General features: G+C 36.0%; 13 protein-coding genes and 1 tRNA gene. 10 read left to right on the top strand and 4 right to left on the bottom strand.

What is annotated here, in order from left to right:
• The first annotated feature begins 66 nt into the window (after positions 1-66).
• Positions 67-1,302 (top strand): metallophosphoesterase, encoded by a 1,236-nt coding sequence (locus ACFPH8_RS04455; protein ID WP_376858804.1) that lies wholly within the window; start codon positions 67-69, stop codon positions 1,300-1,302.
• A gap of 97 nt (positions 1,303-1,399) precedes the next feature.
• Positions 1,400-1,696 carry a thioredoxin family protein gene (locus tag ACFPH8_RS04460; protein ID WP_066249039.1) on the top strand — a complete coding sequence of 99 codons (297 nt, stop codon included), beginning with the start codon at positions 1,400-1,402 and terminating at the stop codon, positions 1,694-1,696.
• Here ACFPH8_RS04460 and ACFPH8_RS04465 read toward each other — a convergent pair.
• Complete coding sequence (locus tag ACFPH8_RS04465; protein ID WP_376858806.1) at positions 1,693-2,361, bottom strand: polysaccharide deacetylase family protein; 669 nt, start codon at positions 2,359-2,361, stop codon at positions 1,693-1,695. The two genes, ACFPH8_RS04460 and ACFPH8_RS04465, sit on opposite strands and share 4 nt — an antisense overlap.
• A gap of 5 nt (positions 2,362-2,366) precedes the next feature.
• Complete coding sequence (locus ACFPH8_RS04470; protein ID WP_376858808.1) at positions 2,367-5,735, bottom strand: protein O-mannosyl-transferase family; 3,369 nt, start codon at positions 5,733-5,735, stop codon at positions 2,367-2,369.
• A gap of 151 nt (positions 5,736-5,886) precedes the next feature.
• On the opposite strand from ACFPH8_RS04470, the gene ACFPH8_RS04475 reads away from it, so the two are divergent.
• Positions 5,887-5,959 (top strand) — tRNA-Gln (locus ACFPH8_RS04475).
• Positions 5,960-6,144: 185 nt separating this feature from the next.
• Here ACFPH8_RS04475 and ACFPH8_RS04480 read toward each other — a convergent pair.
• Positions 6,145-6,969 carry a universal stress protein gene (locus tag ACFPH8_RS04480; RefSeq protein WP_376858810.1) on the bottom strand — a complete coding sequence of 275 codons (825 nt, stop codon included), beginning with the start codon at positions 6,967-6,969 and terminating at the stop codon, positions 6,145-6,147.
• Between the two features lie 170 nt (positions 6,970-7,139).
• Between ACFPH8_RS04480 and rimP the strand changes: the two genes are divergently transcribed.
• Genes rimP through infB form a run of 3 tightly spaced genes read left to right on the top strand, consistent with a single transcriptional unit; the run spans position 7,140 to position 11,714 of the window.
• Positions 7,140-7,601 carry a ribosome assembly cofactor RimP gene (rimP, locus tag ACFPH8_RS04485; RefSeq protein ID WP_248397589.1) on the top strand — a complete coding sequence of 154 codons (462 nt, stop codon included), beginning with the start codon at positions 7,140-7,142 and terminating at the stop codon, positions 7,599-7,601.
• A gap of 13 nt (positions 7,602-7,614) precedes the next feature.
• Positions 7,615-8,847 (top strand): transcription termination factor NusA, encoded by a 1,233-nt coding sequence (gene nusA, locus ACFPH8_RS04490; protein ID WP_066249059.1) that lies wholly within the window; start codon positions 7,615-7,617, stop codon positions 8,845-8,847.
• Between the two features lie 29 nt (positions 8,848-8,876).
• Positions 8,877-11,714 carry a translation initiation factor IF-2 gene (infB, locus tag ACFPH8_RS04495; RefSeq protein ID WP_376858813.1) on the top strand — a complete coding sequence of 946 codons (2,838 nt, stop codon included), beginning with the start codon at positions 8,877-8,879 and terminating at the stop codon, positions 11,712-11,714.
• A 69-nt stretch (positions 11,715-11,783) separates the two neighbouring features.
• Here infB and ACFPH8_RS04500 read toward each other — a convergent pair whose 3' ends face one another.
• A complete protein-coding gene (locus tag ACFPH8_RS04500; protein ID WP_376858815.1) occupies positions 11,784-12,191 on the bottom strand; it encodes an SPOR domain-containing protein in 408 nt (135 codons plus the stop codon).
• Positions 12,192-12,406: 215 nt separating this feature from the next.
• Between ACFPH8_RS04500 and ACFPH8_RS04505 the strand changes: the two genes are divergently transcribed.
• From ACFPH8_RS04505 to ACFPH8_RS04520, 4 genes are all read left to right on the top strand, one after another.
• Complete coding sequence (locus ACFPH8_RS04505) at positions 12,407-13,702, top strand: c-type cytochrome (protein WP_248400693.1); 1,296 nt, start codon at positions 12,407-12,409, stop codon at positions 13,700-13,702.
• Between the two features lie 89 nt (positions 13,703-13,791).
• Positions 13,792-17,034 (top strand): TAT-variant-translocated molybdopterin oxidoreductase, encoded by a 3,243-nt coding sequence (locus ACFPH8_RS04510; RefSeq protein WP_376858818.1) that lies wholly within the window; start codon positions 13,792-13,794, stop codon positions 17,032-17,034.
• A 34-nt stretch (positions 17,035-17,068) separates the two neighbouring features.
• Positions 17,069-18,805, top strand: a complete 1,737-nt coding sequence (gene nrfD, locus ACFPH8_RS04515; protein ID WP_376858820.1) for an NrfD/PsrC family molybdoenzyme membrane anchor subunit — start codon at positions 17,069-17,071, stop codon at positions 18,803-18,805.
• Positions 18,806-18,808: 3 nt separating this feature from the next.
• A complete protein-coding gene (locus tag ACFPH8_RS04520; protein ID WP_066248140.1) occupies positions 18,809-19,345 on the top strand; it encodes a DUF3341 domain-containing protein in 537 nt (178 codons plus the stop codon).
• Position 19,346: the final 1 nt, after the last annotated feature.

Here is a 19,346-nt window from a genome sequence, read left to right on the forward strand (position 1 = left end):
CACCACCTTAAAAATTGCTTGGTGTTTTTAGCTTTATCTTTGCAATCGCTTGAAAAAATAAAATGTATGTCGCGTTGGATTATTGCTTTAATTATATTTTCAGTTGTCATTTTTGCTGTGGAATTTTACGCCTTTCAGGCACTAAAGGCCATAACTAAAAATAAGCTGATTAAGGGAATTTGGATTATTTCGGCAATTGCCATTTATGCCTACTTCCTGTATGTTTTATATATAACACCCCGAAGTGCTGGTCAAACCAACACGTTTCAATTGGCAGCTGGATTTATGCTCACATTTTTAATTCCGAAATTATTTTTAGTAGTCATTATGTTTGGCGAAGATGTATTTCGTGTATTTAGAAAAGGTTATTCATGGGTGTCGCCAGGCGTTACGGCAGATTTTGAAAGTCGTCGGATTTTTATTGCCAAAATAGCTTTAGGCTTAGCCGCTATTCCATTTGCTTCTTTTATTTATGGTATTGTTCAAGGACGATATAACTATAAAGTATTGAAATATCAACTCACTTTTAACGATTTACCAGAAGCTTTTGATGGTTTTAAAATCACACAGATTTCTGATATTCATTCCGGAAGTTTTACTAGTAAAGAAAAAATTCAATATGGTGTAGATTTAATCAATCAACAGGAAACAGACCTCATGTTATTTACAGGCGATTTGGTAAATAATATGGCAACAGAGATGGACGATTGGATAGATATGTTTAAAACCTTGGATGCGCCTTATGGTAAATTTTCCGTGTTGGGAAATCATGATTATGGTGATTATGTAGAATGGGACTCCGCTGAAGATAAAGTTAAAAACTTCCAAGCAGTAAAAGATATTCATCCTAAAATTGGATTCGATTTATTATTAGATGAACATCGCTACATAGAAAAAGATGGTCAGCGATTAGCTCTGATAGGTGTTGAAAACTGGGGAAAAGGCTTTAATCAAGCTGGCGATTTACAAAAGGCGTCGGCAAATGTATCCAAAGAGGACTTTAAAATTTTGATGACTCATGATCCATCGCACTGGGAGTATCAAGTAAAAGCAGACGATTTCAATTATCACTTAACCTTAAGTGGCCATACACATGGTCTGCAAATGGGTATTGAAATACCAGGTTGGTTTAAATGGAGTCCCTCGCAATATATTTACAAACAATGGGCTGGATTATACCAGGAGTTTGGGCGTTATATTAATGTGAATCGTGGGTTTGGTTATCACGCGTTTCCGGGACGCGTTGGTATTTGGCCAGAAGTAACCGTAATTGAGCTTAAAAAGGGCGTAAAAAACTCTTAAACTGATGTATTTGGGCATCTAGCTTTATTGATTGTTAGTCAAAATAAAAAAAATTACGTAGGTTTGTTATAGCACATTTGGCTTAAACTGATATTGTATGTCAAAATTTGGGGAACTTATAGATGTTAATATTCCTGTTTTATTAGATTTTTTTACGGAATGGAACGACCAATCAACAGCTATGCATGCAGTATTGCGAGATGTTGCTGCTGCACTTGGTGATAAAGCCAAAGTTATTAAAATTGATGTTGATAAAAATAAGGAATTAGCCGAAGCGCTTCGCGTTAAAGGCTTGCCAACATTAATTATCTACAAAAATGGTGAAATGAAATGGCGCCATAGTGGAGAACAAGATGCCAACACGCTTATAGGCATTATTCAAGAATATATTTAAATAGGTAGCCTTTTAAAGCTATATCCTTTTTCTGAAAAGTAGGCAAGTACTTTAGGTAGTGCATGCATAAGGTTTTTAGAAGCTTTCACACTATCATGGAATACAATAATACTTCCTGGCTTTGCTTCATTAACAACATTATTATAACAGGTTTCTGGAGCTGTTTCTTTTTCCCAGTCAAAAGACAAAATACTCCATGTAACAACCGTATACCCTAATGCTTTCAAGGCTTTCCCTTGACTTGGTTTTATTTGTCCATAAGGCGGTCTAAATAAGCATGATGGATGAGCGTCTTGCATAGCAACTTCAGATTTTTCCAATTCAAAATTGATAATTGTTTGTGCTTCACGGATATCCGAAATATAATTTTCTACCGTAGTGCGCCAACCTTTTAAATGCGTATTCGAATGGTTCCCAACGCGATGACCTTCATTCAGAATATTATGAAAAATTTCGGGATGTTTCTGAATGTTATTGCCAATACAGAAAAATGTTGCTTCTGCTTGATATTGCTTTAAAGTATCTAGTGTACATTGGGTAATTTCTGGTGTTGGGCCATCATCAAACGTCAGGTATAACACCTTTTCAGAAGTAGAAAACTCCCAAACATAGTCTGGGAGTATTTTTTTTATAATCTTTGGTGTTTTAACAGGAACAATTCCCATATAGTTTATTCTTCTGGTGCAATACTTATAGTATCTGATTGCAGCATGTCAACATCTATTGGTTCTGGTCGTTCTTCTATTTCGGGTTCAACATCAGGAACGTCATCACCACCATAAAAGTGACTAAATAGATTTAAGAAATTTGAAAACGTCTTGGTTTCGGTTTTAGCAAATTCTTTATCATAGGTAATCACAACATCCACAATACTCTTATAGCGTTCAATATCGGTATAAATTTTCTCGAACACATAGCGTTGCTGCTCTTCATCAAGCTTGCTATAATAGGTCAAGTTTTCTTGATATTTTTCAGCGACATCCATAAAGAGCTTACGTGCCTTCTCTTGAGAATCAATCTCATAATAAGCACTAATATAGGGTTCTAACAAGGTATAATAACCAAAGTAATCTACTGGCATATTATCCATAGCAATGTCAGCAATCTCTTCGGCTTTTTCTGGTTGATCTTCATTAATTAATTGTTCAATTAAACGGGCAAGATTTCCGCGATAGGTAATGGAGTTTTTACGTGTTTCCACATCGTGATAAATATCGGGACTTCCGCTATTTCCCCAATCCCAGTTTTTAACCTTGTTATACATAAAATCACTGTCAACGCGACCCATATCAAAAGGATTGGCTCTGTTAACTGGTGTTTTTATTGGAACTAATTTATAAACCATGCCATCTAATTGTAAGTAATCTTTCATCCAGATGTAATCGTCGTTTCCAAAAGCACCACCTGTAAAATAAATAGGACGTTTCCAGTCGTTGGTAGCAATGATATCCAACATTAACAAACGATTTTTATAAATGGCACCATCGGTAATTCTGATATTCACATAGTCTTCAATTTTATCGGCATCCTTCTCTTTAACGATGCCGTATTTCAAGACATTTTCTTTGTTTACTGGCACGCGAATATTTTCAACTGGAAAATAATTCGACTTCTGATATTGAATCGGATAATAACTTGGATCCTCGCCTCGCATTTGTAAAATGTAACTCATTTTTGTTTTCGGATTATCACTGCTAACAAAATCCATAAAGTCCTTAATAAGCAAGGTATTCTTGTTCATAACGGGTTGCAGTCTTCCTTGTGCATCTCTATATTCAATTTGTTTAGGAACATAGTCGCGCGTACCCGAACGGTATTGTTCATGTGTTAATGTTGAAGGAATAGGGTCGCTATCATACGCTTTACGTTTCATTTGGTCTATATACCAATCCGTTTGGAATAAACTGGTGTTTACAACACGAACATCGGTTCTGTAGCCTTCAATTTCTTGGGCATACCAGAGGGCAAAGGTGTCATTGTCTCCAATGGAGAATAAAATACCGTTCTCTTCACAAGAATCCAGATACATTTTTGCCATGGCACGCGCTGTATATTTATCAGAACGGTCATGATCATCCCAGTTATTAGCCGCTAAAATTCCTGGAACAAGAATTAGACATAAAATGGTAACAGCTGGCGCTAAGGCTTTCGATTTGATTTTGGTTTTAAGCATATCTACTATAGCATAAACACCAAAACCTATCCACAGCGCAAACACGTAAAAGGAGCCAACTAAAGAATAATCTCGTTCTCGTGGTTCAAACGGTCTCACATTGGTATACACTTGAATGGCTAATCCTGTAAATAGGAAGAAAACCAACATCACCCAGAATAGTTTTTTGTCTTTATTGTAAAGAAAGAATAAACCTATGAGGCCAAGTATAAAAGGTAAGAAGAAATAGGTGTTTCGCGCTTTGTTGTTTTTTACATCGCTAGGTAAATCGGTTTGTGGTAGTCCTAAATGCCATTCGTCAATAAAACCAATGCCACTTAACCAGTTGCCATTAAAATCATCAAGTTTACCTTGAACATCATTTTGGCGACCTACAAAATTCCACATAAAATAACGCCAATACATATAGCCTAATTGGTATTCTAGCATATAGGCAACATTGCTTCCTAATGACGGTTTTTCTACATCAATAATCTGACTATTTTGACTCAAAAATTTGTGGTAATCCTCATAATCTACCATGCCGTTGGCAATTTCATTTTTGAAGTTGTTAACGGCAGCGCGAAGCTCGTTATCCATTTGGTATTCAGGTTTCAGTTTGAAATCCAAATACCCAGTAAAAATCATATAATTTTCAGCATTTTCGCCACTCCACATACGTGGTAGAATGGAGGCGTGTTCCGAATTATAATTCTGGCGAGCTTTTTCCCAGTCGTTTATAATAACGTACTTTCCAGTTTTTAAGTCTTTTTCGTAGTTTGGCTTGTCATCAATATACGGTTCGTTTTCGTCTAAACCAGAATACTGATCGGTAAATTGTGGTCCATAAAACAAATGGGTTTCGGGATATTGTTCTAAATTATAATAAGCCAGAAGTTCGCGTGCATCACTAGGGTCGTTTTCATTAATTACCACATCGGCATTGGCACGAATAGGTAGCATAAGCCATGACGAAAAACCTATTATAACAAAGGTAATACAAAGTAAACCGGTATTAAGATGTTTGTAATTTTTGTTATGTGTATATTTTAATCCGAAATAAACTAATGCAATCAATGCAATACTAGCAAAGATAGTTCCCGAGTGAAATGGTAATCCGAAGGAATTGACGAAGAAAATTTCAGTTGCACTAAAAATACGTAGAATATTAGGTGCTAATAATTTAAAGATAAAAAGTAGAATAGCTATAGATACTACATTGGCAATAATGAAGTTTTTTATAGTAACCGTTTTATAATTTTTGAAATAATAAATTAATCCAATAGCAGGAATGGTTAATAATCCCATAAAGTGAACACCAAAGGACAGTCCAATAATAAAAGCTATTAGAATGAGCCAACGGTTTCCTCTAGGGTTGTCCATATCACGTTCCCAACGAAGGCCAAGCCAGAATAAAACAGACATAATTAAAGTGGCCATGGCGTAAACTTCCGTTTCAACGGCATTAAACCAAAACGAATCGGTAAATGTAAACGCTAAACTTCCTACTAAGGCACTCCCTAAAATTGCAATTTTTTGAGTTTTGTTAAGTGTCTCTGCTTCGCCAACTAACTTTCTTAATAAAAGTGTGATGGTAAAAAACATGAATAAAATAGTAAATGCACTTGCTACCGCACTCATCATATTTAGCATAAAACCAACTTGCGAAGGCTCCAAAGCAAACATAGAAAAGAAGGCACCAAACATTTGAAACAGTGGTGCTCCAGGTGGATGGCCAACTTGTAATTTGGCTGATGTTAGGATGTATTCACCTGCATCCCAAAAGCTTACAGTTGGCTCAACTGTTAGTCCGAATGTGATGAATGCGACTAAAAAAGCGAACCATCCTAAAATAGTATTCCACTTTTTAAAGCTAATATGTGTCATGTAATTGCAATTTTTAGATGAGGCGAATTTAACAATAAATATCAAATTTGACATGCTTTTAAGGAAACGTTAAGTATTTAGATAATTTTTTATTCAAAAAATGCTTGCGCAAATAAATAATTGTTTTAAATTTGCATCCTCAATACGAGATTGGCCTATGGTGTAACTGGTAACACGTTGGTTTTTGGTACCAAAGAGTCTAGGTTCGAGACCTAGTGGGCCAACTAGTTAAAGAGAATCCTAATCATTTTTATGGTTAGGATTTTTTGATTTTAGTCGGTAATGATTAATGCGCTTCTTTTTTTTTAATAGAAACTAATCATACGCTTTGCTGACTGTACAATCATAATTTAAACAAAAAGCCTCCGATTAATTCGGAGGCTTTTATGTTTATATAACATTTTGGTCATTATATTTTAAAAGTAACCACTGGTCGTTTGGCGTGGTTTACTAAGTCTTCGCTAATACTGCCATTGAAGAAATGAGCAATACCTTGTCTGCCGTGTGTACTAATACCTATTAAATCGGCTCCCACAACGTGCGAGAAGTTTAAGATTCCTTTTTCAACGCTGTCATCATTATATATGGAAATGGTGTAATTTTCAAAGTCATTACCCGATATAAAATCTAATATTCTGCCTTTAGCGACATCTGTCGTTACAAAGTTGTTAGCGGTATTTACAAATAGTAAATGAATTTTTGCGTCTAAAGCTTCCGCTAATTTAATAGCTTGTTTGTATGTTCCTTTATTATCATTTTTAAAATCTGAAGCAAAAACAAAATCGTTTATTTCAAAATTGTCATGCTCGTTTTTAATCACGAGAACAGGTGATTCGGCAGTTCTCACCACTTTCTCAGTGTTGGAACCAATAAACATTTCTTTAAAACCATTGGCACCATGAGAACCCATAACAATTAAGTCAATTCCATGTTCCTTACAGGTGTTTGTAATGCCTGTAAATGTTTGATTAAAATCTACTGTTTCGTGAATAACTATATCATTTAAGTAATCTTGAGACATCGTTTTTTCAAATTTTTGATGCGCTAATTTCATAAAAAACATGGCTTCGGGTAACTCACTATATTGGCTTAAAGCATCCACCTGATCTAATGGAAGCTCCAACATGTGGAGTAAATAAATTTCACTATCATGTTTTTTTGCTAATTGAGCGGCGACTTTTAAAGCCTGTTCTGCTTCTTTTGAAAAATCGGTAGGAACAAGAATTTTTTTCATAGGATGGTTTTTTTATCTGTTGGTTTCAATCACTAATTTAAGAATAAAAATTGATATTTCATTAATTATGGAATTCAATAAAATTATTGTATATTTGCAGCGTTGTAAGAAAAAGAATAAATGAGGGGACCTGAAGTCCCCTCTTTTTATACCAATTTTTTGTATCAAATATGTTAAGAAAAACTGTAGAAACCTTATTGAATGATGCCCTTGAGGAGCGAGAAGATTTATTTCTAATCGATTTTACCATGGGCGAAGACAATTCCATTTCAATTATTATAGATGGCGATCATGGTGTAACCGTTGATGATTGCGTGTTTATTAGTCGTGCTATTGAGCATAATATTGATCGAGAAGAACATGATTTTTCATTAGAAGTAGCTTCAGGAGGTGCAACAGCGCCTTTAGTTCATACCAGACAATACAAGAAAAACATTGGTAGAGATTTAGAAATTAGAACAAAAGAAGAAGAAGTAACCGGCCAGCTTACAAAAGCAACCGATACACACATTACTTTAGCGTGGAAGGCAAGAGAGCCGAAACCTGTAGGTAAAGGAAAAGTAACAGTACAAAAAGAGGCAGAAATAGCCTATCAAGATATTGTAGAAGCAAAAGTTATGATAAAATTTTAATTCAAAGAGAGATATGGAGAATCTTGCGTTAATTGACTCATTTTCGGAGTTTAAAGACGATAAATTAATCGATCGTGTAACGTTAATGGCGATTTTAGAAGACGTTTTTAGAAACGCCCTTAAGAAGAAGTTTGGTGATGATGATAATTTTGATATTATTATTAATCCAGATAAAGGCGATTTAGAAATATGGAGAAATCGTATAGTTGTTGCAGATGGTGAAGTAGAAGAGCCAAATCAAGAAATTTCATTATCGGAAGCTCGAAAAATTGAGCCAGATTTTGAAGTAGGTGAAGACGTATCAGAAGAAGTAAAACTAATTGATTTAGGACGTCGTTCAATATTAGCATTAAGACAAAACTTAATTTCTAAAATACACGAACACGATAACACGAATATCTATAAGCAATTTAAAGATTTAGTTGGTGAAATTTATACAGCAGAAGTGCATCATATTCGTCACAGAGCTGTAATTTTGTTAGATGATGATGGGAATGAAATTATTCTTCCAAAAGAAAAACAAATTCCTTCAGATTTCTTTAGAAAAGGAGATAACGTTCGTGGTATTATAGAAAGTGTTGAGCTTAAAGGTAATAAGCCAGCTATTATTATGTCTAGAACAGCGCCTGTATTTTTAGAGAAGTTGTTTGAGCAGGAAATACCAGAAGTTTTTGATGGTTTAATTACAATTAAAAATGTGGTGCGTATTCCAGGAGAGAAAGCCAAAGTAGCGGTGGACTCTTATGATGATAGAATAGATCCAGTTGGAGCTTGTGTAGGTATGAAAGGTTCTAGAATTCACGGAATTGTTCGCGAATTAGGAAACGAAAATATTGACGTTATTAATTACACAAGCAACTTGCAATTATATATTACAAGAGCATTAAGTCCAGCACGTGTAACATCCATCAAAATTGATGAAGAAAATAAACGTGCCGAAGCTATATTAAAACCAGAAGAGGTTAGTAAAGCCATTGGACGTGGTGGTCATAACATCCGTTTAGCAGGCCAATTAACGGGCTACGAGATTGATGTATTTAGAGAGGGAGCTGAGGAAGATGTGGAATTATCAGAATTCCGCGATGAAATTGAACCTTGGATTATTAAAGAATTTAGTAAAGTTGGTTTAGATACAGCTAAGAGTATACTAGAACAAGATGTTCAGGACTTGGTTAAGAGAACCGATTTAGAAGAAGAAACAATTATTGAAATAATTAGAATTCTTAAAGAAGAATTCGAAGATTAACATATATTAGGTTATATTAAAGGCGATTTATGGCTGAAACAATTAGATTAAATAAAGTATTACGTGAGCTAAACATTTCTTTAGATCGTGCTGTAGAATTTTTAGATTCTAAAGGCATTGAAATAGAGAAACGTCCGACAACAAAAATTTCTCAAGAAACTTTTGATGTGCTTTCCAATGAATTTCAAACCGATGCTAATAAAAAAATGGCATCTCAAGAAGTTAGTGAAGCCAAGCAGAAGGAAAAAGAGGCATTAAGGATTCAGCGTGAACAAGAAATTGAGGTTAAGGAAAAGGAGAAAGCAGAACGTGAAGCACTAGCTAAAGCTAAAGAAGCGGAAGTAGTAAAAGCGAAATCTACACTTTCAGGCCCAAAACAAGTTGGTAAAATCGATTTAGATGCTGATAAGAAAAAAGCGACTAAACCAAAAGAAGACGGACCTGTTGCCACTCCAGAGGTTAAAGCTAAAGAGGCTCCAAAATCTGAAGAAAAACCTAAAACTGAAGACGCGAAGAAACCAGAGGTTAAAGCAAAGAAAGAAGACACGCCATCTTCTAAACCTGCTGATAAACCAAAAGCAGAGTCGCCAAAAGCAGAGTCGCCAAAAGCTGAAACACCTAAAAAGGATGATTCTAAAGCGGACACGCCAAAAGTAGACACTCCAAAAACGGAAGTGACTACTGATTCTGATGCACCTATAGATGAGCGCTTAAAAACACAGTATCAAAAACTATCTGGGCCGAAAATTGCTGGTGAAAAAATAGATTTATCACAATTTAAAAAGCCCAAGAAAAAGACGGATAATAAAACGTCAGATCCTAAAAAGAAACGTCGCCGAATTAGTAAAGCTGGAGGACCAAGTTCTACAGGTTCTGGTACACCAAGAACAGGTGGTAACGACCGATTTAAAGGTAAATCAGCTGCTGGAAAAGGACGTCGCAATATAGTTAAAGAAGAACCTAGTGAGGAAGAAGTACAAAAACAAGTACGTGAAACACTAGAGAAGCTTCAAGGTAAATCAAGCAAAGGTAAAGGTGCTAAATACCGTCGTGATAAGCGAGATCAGCATCGTGAACAAACCGAAAAAGATTTACAAGCAGAACAAGCAGATAGTAAAATTCTGAAAGTAACAGAGTTCGTTACAGCTAGTGAAGTAGCTACCATGATGGATGTTCAAGTAACACAAATTATCTCGGCATGTATGTCTTTAGGTATGATGGTTACCATGAACCAACGTTTAGATGCTGAAACTTTAGCTATTGTAGCTGATGAATTTGGTTATGAGGTAGAATTTATTACTGCTGGTATTGAGGAGTCTATTGAAGTTGTAGAAGATAAGCCAGAAGATTTAATAGAACGTGCACCAATAGTTACGGTTATGGGTCACGTAGATCACGGTAAAACATCCCTATTAGATAATATTCGTCAAGAAAATGTTATAGCGGGTGAGTCTGGAGGTATTACGCAACATATTGGAGCCTATGGTGTTCAGTTAGAAAGTGGTCAGAAAATTGCATTTTTAGATACGCCAGGTCACGAGGCCTTTACAGCCATGCGTGCTCGTGGAGCTCAAGTAACGGATATTGCTATTATTGTTATTGCTGCGGATGATGCTATTATGCCACAGACAAAGGAAGCAATTTCTCATGCGCAGGCAGCAGGTGTCCCAATTGTATTTGCAATTAATAAAGTAGACAAACCAAGTGCAAACCCAGAAAAAGTAAAAGAAGGATTAGCACAAATGAACTTGTTAGTAGAAGATTGGGGAGGGAAAATTCAATCTCAAGATATTTCGGCTAAAACAGGGCTTGGTGTTAAAGAATTACTAGAAAAAGTGTTGTTGGAAGCTGAACTATTAGAGTTGAAAGCAAATCCTAATAAACGTGCAGTTGGAACCGTTGTCGAGGCATTCCTTGATAAAGGTCGTGGTTATGTATCCACTATTTTAGTTCAAGCAGGAACCTTAAAAATTGGTGACTATGTATTGGCTGGTAAAAATAGTGGTAAGATAAAAGCCATGCAAGATGAACGCGGTCATGAAGTAAAAGAAGCTGGTCCATCAACGCCAGTATCTATTTTAGGATTAGATGGCGCACCTCAAGCAGGTGATAAATTTAATGTTTTTGAAGACGAACGTGAAGCGAAACAAATTGCTACCAAACGTACACAATTACAACGTGAACAATCGGTTCGTACACAACGTCATATTACATTAGATGAAATTGGACGTCGAATTGCTTTAGGAGATTTCCAAGAACTAAATATTATCCTTAAAGGTGATGTGGATGGTTCTGTGGAAGCCTTAACAGATTCGTTCCAGAAACTATCAACTGAAGAAATCCAAGTCAATATTATACATAAAGGTGTTGGACCTATCACGGAAAGTGATGTGTTACTAGCCTCGGCCTCAGATGCAGTGATTATAGGGTTTAATGTGCGTCCAATGGGTAATGCAAGAAGCATTGCTGATAAGGAAGAGATTGATATCCGCATGTACTCCATTATTTATGATGCCATTAATGATCTTAAAGATGCTATGGAAGGTATGTTATCTCCAGAGCTTAAAGAAGAAATTACGGGTACAGCTGAAATTAGAGAAATCTTTAAAGTATCTAAAATTGGAAGTATTGCAGGTTGTATGGTATTAACAGGTAAGATTTTTAGAAACTCTGGAATTCGTTTAATTCGCGATGGAGTGGTAGTTTACACAGGTGAATTGGCTTCATTAAAACGATTTAAAGATGATGTAAGAGAGGTTGCTAAAGGATACGATTGTGGTATGCAAATTAAAAACTACAACGATCTTAAGGAAGGCGATATCATTGAAGCTTACCATGAAGTAGAGGTTAAAAAGAAATTGAAATAAATTTTATTATATATCATAAAAAAGAGTGCCAATTGGCACTCTTTTTTTTGTTTAACACTTAACGCTCTGTTAGCCTTTGTTTCTATCCTTTTTCTTGGGTTTAAAACGGAAAGCATCACTAAACTCTTTTTTAATTTTTTCAAGTGCGCGATCGGCTTCCAAACGACTTCTAAAATTTCCAACCCAGACCTTATAGTTTGGGGTTTCATATTCTAAAATAGAAGTAATTTTATCAAATTTTGCATCAAATTTACTCATGGCAGAATTTGCCCCAGAGCGGTCACCGGAGTATATTTGAATCTTATAACGATCAGAATCGGTTTCAGAAACATTCATTTCTTTCTTTAAAGCCAATAAAGTATCTAATTCAGGTGCCTGATTGATAGTAATTGTGCCTTGTTGGGCATAAAATAAATTAACGGTAAGCATCATGCTTACTGTTATTAAGGGTTTGGAATATCGGTTCAATAAATTCATTTTCAATAGTATTTGATACAAATGTATAAGATTATAACTTAAAAGTACTTCAAATTATTATTTAGAATTTCTCTAAATTAGCAATTAACAGTTCTGTAACATTTCTAAAATCGACTTTAAATGTTACTTTTGCGAGAGATTTTATTATTGTATTTTTTTTCTTTTGTTAATTGAAAAAATCATACCAAAGTTTAGAAGTTAATTCAACCAATAATATGAAACAGGTGAATCACCGAAAATTAGGCAAGAACATTTTACGTTTAAGTTTAATTATTTTATTAGCATTTTCAACATCACTTTCGGCCCAAGAAGGTGATCCCGTAAACGGTAAATCTTTATTTAATGCCAACTGTGCTGCTTGTCATCAATTAGACAAGAAGATGACGGGTCCAGCCCTACGAAATGTAGAGCAACGACTAGCTGAAGCCGAAGGTCTTGACAGAGAGTGGTTAAGCAGTTGGATTCGTAATAGTTCAGCAATGGTTAAAGCTGGAGATCCGTACGCTAATAAAATATTCAATGAATATGGAGGTGCAGCCATGACGGCGTACCCACAATTATCTGATCAAGATATTAGTGATATTTTGGCCTATACTGCAGAGGAAGCGCCTGCTGCACCTGCGGGTGTTCAGATTGCAGACGCTGGTCAGAGCAGTGGATCAGATGGTGCAAGTATGTCCAATAAAGTTATCTTAGGTGCTTTGGCCGTGTTATTTGCTTTATTAGCAATGGCGCTTATTTTAGTAAGACAAACACTAAATCGTTTTGCAGAAGCAAAAGGTGTTGATATTTCAGAAACTAAAGGCACGCCAATCTGGAAAGCTTTTATTCAAAATCAATTTCTAGTATTGGTTTCTGTAGTTGTTTTGTTACTAGCAAGTGGTTACTTTGTGTTTGGTTACTTTATGCAAGTAGGTGTTGATCAAGGTTACCAACCAGTTCAGCCAATCCATTTTTCTCATAAAATTCATGCAGGTGATAATGGAATTGACTGTAAGTATTGTCACTCTTCAGCACGTGTTAGTAAAACATCTGGAATTCCGTCATTAAATGTTTGTATGAACTGTCATAAATCCGTTTATGAAGTGGCGCCAGAAACTGCAACTGCAGAATACAGTAAAGAATTTTATGATGGTGAAATTAAAAAGCTTTATGCTGCCGTAGGTTGGGATGATGCTGACCAAAAGTATACAGGAGACACACAACCGGTTAAATGGGTGCGTATTCATAACTTACCAGACTTTGCTTACTTTAACCACTCGCAACACGTTTCAGTTGCCGGTATTGAGTGTCAAACATGTCATGGACCTGTGGAAGAAATGGAAATCATGTATCAACATTCGTCGCTAACTATGGGCTGGTGTATTAACTGTCACAGAGATACAAATGTTAAAGTAGAAGATAATGCATACTATACCAAAATTCACGAAGAATTATCTAAAAAGTATGGTGTTGATAAACTAACAGCTGCACAAATGGGTGGTCTGGAATGTGGTAAGTGTCACTACTAATTATTTAGTAGCTTCCACAAGCGTGGAAATCTCAAAATAGGGATTTAAAACTTTAAATAAATTAATAAGAAGTAATTCAATTATATAATATGTCATCAAACAAGAAATACTGGAAAAGTGTTGAAGAGCTAAACGAGAATAGCTCAATTGTTGAGACGCTAAAACAAAACGAATTTGTTGAAGAGATTCCAACGGATGATTTTTTAGGAAATAAAGAATCGTTAGAAAGTTCTAAAACAACACGTCGTGATTTCTTAAAATATGTTGGTTTTAGCACAGCTGCTGCATCTTTAGCGGCTTGTGAAGGACCAGTTATTAAGTCTATACCCTATGTGGTGCAACCAGAAGTAATTACTCCTGGAGTAGCAAACTACTACGCTACTACAATTGCGGATGGTTATGACTATGCGTCTGTTTTAGTAAAAACTCGTGAAGGTCGTCCAATTAAAATTGAAAATAATACACTAGCTACTGCTAATGGTCATGCAAATGCTAGAGTAAATGCTTCGGTTTTAGGATTGTACGACAGTATGCGAATTCAAGGTCCAATGAGAGCAGGCGAGCCTATTTCATGGAGTGAATTTGATGCGGAAGTTGGTCAGAAACTAACTAGTATAAGTGGTTCTGGAAAAGCTATCGTGTTATTAACGCAAACCTATGCGAGTCCGTCAACTTCTAAATTAGTAAATGAATTTAAAGCAAAATTTGGAAATGTACGTCATGTGCAATATGATGCCATATCCGAATCAGCAGCTTTAGATGCTTATGAAGCTAATTATGGAGAACGTGGTTTAGCAAATTATGATTTTACAAAAGCCATGACAATTGTTTCCTTTGGAGCAGATTTTCTAGGTGATTGGCAAGGTGGCGGATTTGATTCTGGTTATGCAAAGAACAAGGTTCCTACTAATGGAAAAATGTCACGTCATATTCAGTTTGAATCAAATATGTCTTTAACTGGAGCTAATGCTGATAAGCGTGTGTCTTTAACACCAAGCCAGCAAAAAGTAGCTTTAGCTAAATTATATAGTGCTGTAGTGGGAGGTTCTGTTTCAGGCGAATTACCACAGCATATTGAAGACGCTGTTCAAAAGGCAGCTTCTCAATTGAAAAAAGCAGGAAGTAAAGGTGTTGTTGTAACGGGTATTCAGGATGTGAATGCGCAAACCGTTGTTTTGGCAATCAATGAGTATTTAAATAGTCAAGCATTTGATCCAAACACACCTATTAAAATAAGACAAGGAAATGATAAGGCAGTCATGACTTTAGTTGCGGATATGAATGCAGGTAAAGTTGGTGCTATCATTATGAGTGGCGTTAATCCACTATATACATTACCAAATGCAGGAGATTTTTCTGAAGGGTTAAAGCAAACAGAATTATCTGTTTCTTTTACTATGAAAGCAGACGAAACTGCATTAGAGACAGAATATCAAGCAGCAGCACCACATTATTTAGAGTCTTGGGGTGATGTTGAGTTGAAAAAAGGTCATTATGCATTAATGCAACCCACCATTCGTCCGTTATTTGATACACGTCAGTTTCAAGAAGCTTTACTAAAGCTAATTGGTAGCGATTTATCGTATCATGATTATGTGAAGCAAACGTGGAATGAAAGTATTTTAGGTAATACTTCATTTAGTCAAGCATTGCATGATGGCGTGTATGTTGCAGGGTCGGCTTTAAAAAATGCTGACGGCCTTACGACAACAGAAACAACAACTTCTACCAACGAAAAGGATTCTAAAACTTGGGTTGGTGGTATTATAGAAGATGTTGCCGAAGGTATTGGTCTAAAAGATAAAGAGGATGATGCAACTATGGTATCATCTACAACAACTACCACTACAAATGGAATTGCTGCGCCTGTAGCGGTTTCTGGTGGTGATGCAGCAAGACAATTGGGCGCAACGTCTACATCTAATGGATTAGAATTAGCCTTATACTCTAAAACATCAATGGGTGATGGGCAACAAGCCAATAACCCTTGGTTACAAGAAATGCCAGACCCAATAACAAGAACAACTTGGGACAACTATGTGACCGTTTCTCAAGCGGATGCTAAAGATTTAGGTATTAAGAACTGGCATGAAGCTGATGGTGGATTAAATGGTAGCGTTGTTGAAATATCAGTAAATGGTGTAACAGTAACCGCTCCGGTAATTATTCAACCCGGACAAGCAAAAGGTTCTATAGGATTATCTTTTGGATATGGTCGTAGAGCTGGTTTAAAAGAAGAAATGCAAACAGGCGTAAATGCCTATCCATTATATATGGACTTTAATCCAACGCAAGTAAATGTATCTATGACTGTTTTAGGTGGCGAACATGAGTTTGCTTCTGTACAGCTTCATAATACATTAATGGGTCGTGGTGATATTATAAAAGAAACAACTTTAGAGGTATTTAATACCAAGGATAAGAAGTATTGGAATGTTATGCCGGTGGTTTCATTAAATCATCAAGAAACTCCAGTAACTTCTCCAGAAGTAGATTTATGGGATGAGTTTGACCGTTCAATTGGGCATCACTTTAACTTATCAATCGACTTAAACTCTTGTACAGGTTGTGGCGCATGTGTTATTGCTTGTCATGCTGAAAACAATGTACCAGTTGTAGGTAAAGAAGAAATTCGTAAGAGTCGTGATATGCACTGGTTGCGTATTGATAGATATTATTCTTCAGAAGATACATTTGAAGGCGATAACACGAAAAAGAATGACACCAAAGGATTGGCAATTATAAATGCACTGGACGAAATGGAAACGGCTGCAGCTAATCCACAAGTAGCATTTCAACCAGTTATGTGTCAACATTGTAATCATGCACCTTGTGAAACGGTTTGCCCCGTTGCGGCAACATCACATGGTCGTCAAGGACAAAACCACATGGCTTATAACCGTTGTGTTGGAACACGTTATTGCGCAAATAACTGTCCTTATAAGGTGCGTCGTTTTAACTGGTTCTTATATAGCCAAAACGATGAGTTTGATTACCACATGAATGATGATTTAGGGCGTATGGTTTTAAATCCAGATGTTACTGTTCGTTCACGTGGTGTTATGGAAAAATGTTCAATGTGTATTCAAAAAACACAGAAAACTATTCTAGATGCCAAACGTGATGGTCGTGAAATTAAAGATGGTGAATTCCAAACAGCTTGTTCCGCGGCTTGTGGAACTGGCGCTATGGTTTTTGGCGACATAAACGATAAAGATAGTCAAGTTGCAAAACTTAAAGAAGATAATCGTATGTATCATTTGTTAGAGCACATAGGCACAAAACCAAATGTGATTTACCATACTAAAGTGAGAAATACAACCGAAGCATAATAAAACGAATTAAGAAAATAATTATAAAAGGATTATGGCGTCTCATTACGAAGCACCTATTAGAAGACCTTTAGTTACAGGGGAAAAATCATATCATGATGTAACAGTCGATGTGGCAAGACCTGTTGAAGGTAAAGCAAATAAATCTTGGTGGATTGTATTTTCAATTGCACTTATCGCTTTCCTTTGGGGAGTTGGGTGTATAATATATACAGTATCAACAGGTATTGGAACTTGGGGTTTAAATAAAACCGTAGGTTGGGCTTGGGATATTACTAACTTCGTTTGGTGGGTTGGTATTGGTCACGCAGGAACATTAATTTCTGCAGTACTTTTACTTTTCCGTCAGAAATGGAGAATGGCAATTAACCGTTCCGCAGAAGCAATGACAATTTTTGCCGTTGTTCAAGCAGGTTTATTCCCAATTATCCACATGGGTCGACCATGGTTAGCATATTGGGTATTACCAATTCCAAACCAATTCGGTTCCTTATGGGTTAACTTTAACTCTCCATTACTATGGGATGTATTCGCAATTTCAACGTATCTATCTGTTTCATTAGTATTCTGGTGGACAGGTTTACTACCAGATTTTGCTATGTTACGTGATAGAGCTGTCAAGCCTTTTCAAAAGAAAATTTATTCCTTATTAAGCTTTGGATGGACTGGTCGTGCAAAAGACTGGCAACGTTTTGAAGAAGTATCTTTGGTACTTGCAGGTTTAGCAACACCATTAGTACTTTCTGTACATACCATTGTATCCTTTGACTTCGCAACGTCGGTTATCCCAGGTTGGCACACAACCATTTTCCCTCCGTACTTTGTTGCAGGTGCAATTTTCTCTGGTTTTGCCATGGTAAATACCTTATTAATTATCATGCGTAAAGTAGCTAATTTAGAAGATTATATTACCGTTCAACATATTGAGTTAATGAACATCGTTATCATGCTTACAGGTTCTATTGTGGGTGTGGCTTACATAACGGAGTTATTTGTAGCTTGGTATTCTGGTGTGGAATATGAACAATACGCTTTCTTAAACAGAGCAACAGGACCTTACTGGTGGGCTTACCTATTCATGATGAGTTTTAATGTGTTCTCTCCACAGTTTATGTGGTTCAAGAAATTACGTACCAGTATCATGTTTTCATTCTTTATCTCTATTATCGTTAACATAGGTATGTGGTTTGAGCGTTTTGTAATTATTGTAACATCATTACACCGTGATTACTTACCATCTTCTTGGACAATGTTCTCACCAACATTTGTTGATATTGGAATATTTATTGGAACTATTGGGTTCTTCTTTGTGTTGTTCTTATTATATGCTAGAACATTCCCTGTAATTGCGCAAGCTGAAGTAAAAACAATCTTGAAATCATCAGGTGAGCGTTATAAGAATATTAGAGAGCGTGGAGATAGTCTTGTTGGAACCGGATCAGATGCTAGAACATCTGGTATTGTTAAAGCAAAACCAGTTTCACCTGTAGTGCCTCCAGTGGATCACACAGAAAAAACAAAAAATCTGCTAGAAAACATTGGTAAGTTTGATCCAACAATTCAAACGGCTGATGACCTTCAAAAAATTAATGGTATTGGACCAAAGATGGAAGAAGTACTTAATAGTATCGGGATTTTCACATACTTGCAAGTAAGTAGAATGACGAAAATAGAATACGATTTGTTGGACGAAATTACAGGTTCATTCCCAGGAAGAGCAGAACGTGATGATTGGTCTGGACAAGCTAACCAAATAATAAACGAAGCGTAGATAATGGAAACATCAAAAGTAATTCACGCTATTTATACAGATGACGACGTATTAATGTTGGCTGTTAAAAGAGTTAAAGCTGAAAAGCATCATATTGAAGAAGTATTTACACCTTTTCCAGTTCACGGACTAGATAAAGCTATGGGATTAGCTCCAACGCGTTTGGCTATAACATCATTTATTTACGGCTGTATTGGTTTAGCAGTTTCTATAGTAATGATGAACTTTATAATGATTGAAGATTGGCCTCAAGATATTGGAGGAAAACCAAGTTTTAGTTATATTGAAAATATGCCAGCGTTTGTACCTATTATGTTTGAGTTAACGATATTTTTCGCTGCGCACCTAATGGTAATTACATTTTACTTACGTAGTAGGTTGTGGCCATTTAAAAACGCAGAAAATCCTGACCCAAGAACAACCGATGATCATTTCTTAATGGAAATTGCAATTCATAACAATCAACTTGAATTAGAAAATTTACTGAAAGAAACTGGTGCAGTTGAAATTAACATTGTTGAAAAAGTAGAAGCACATTAAT

The sequence above is a fragment of the Bizionia hallyeonensis genome, assembly GCF_042657385.1.
GTDB lineage: Bacteria > Bacteroidota > Bacteroidia > Flavobacteriales > Flavobacteriaceae > Algorimicrobium > Algorimicrobium hallyeonense.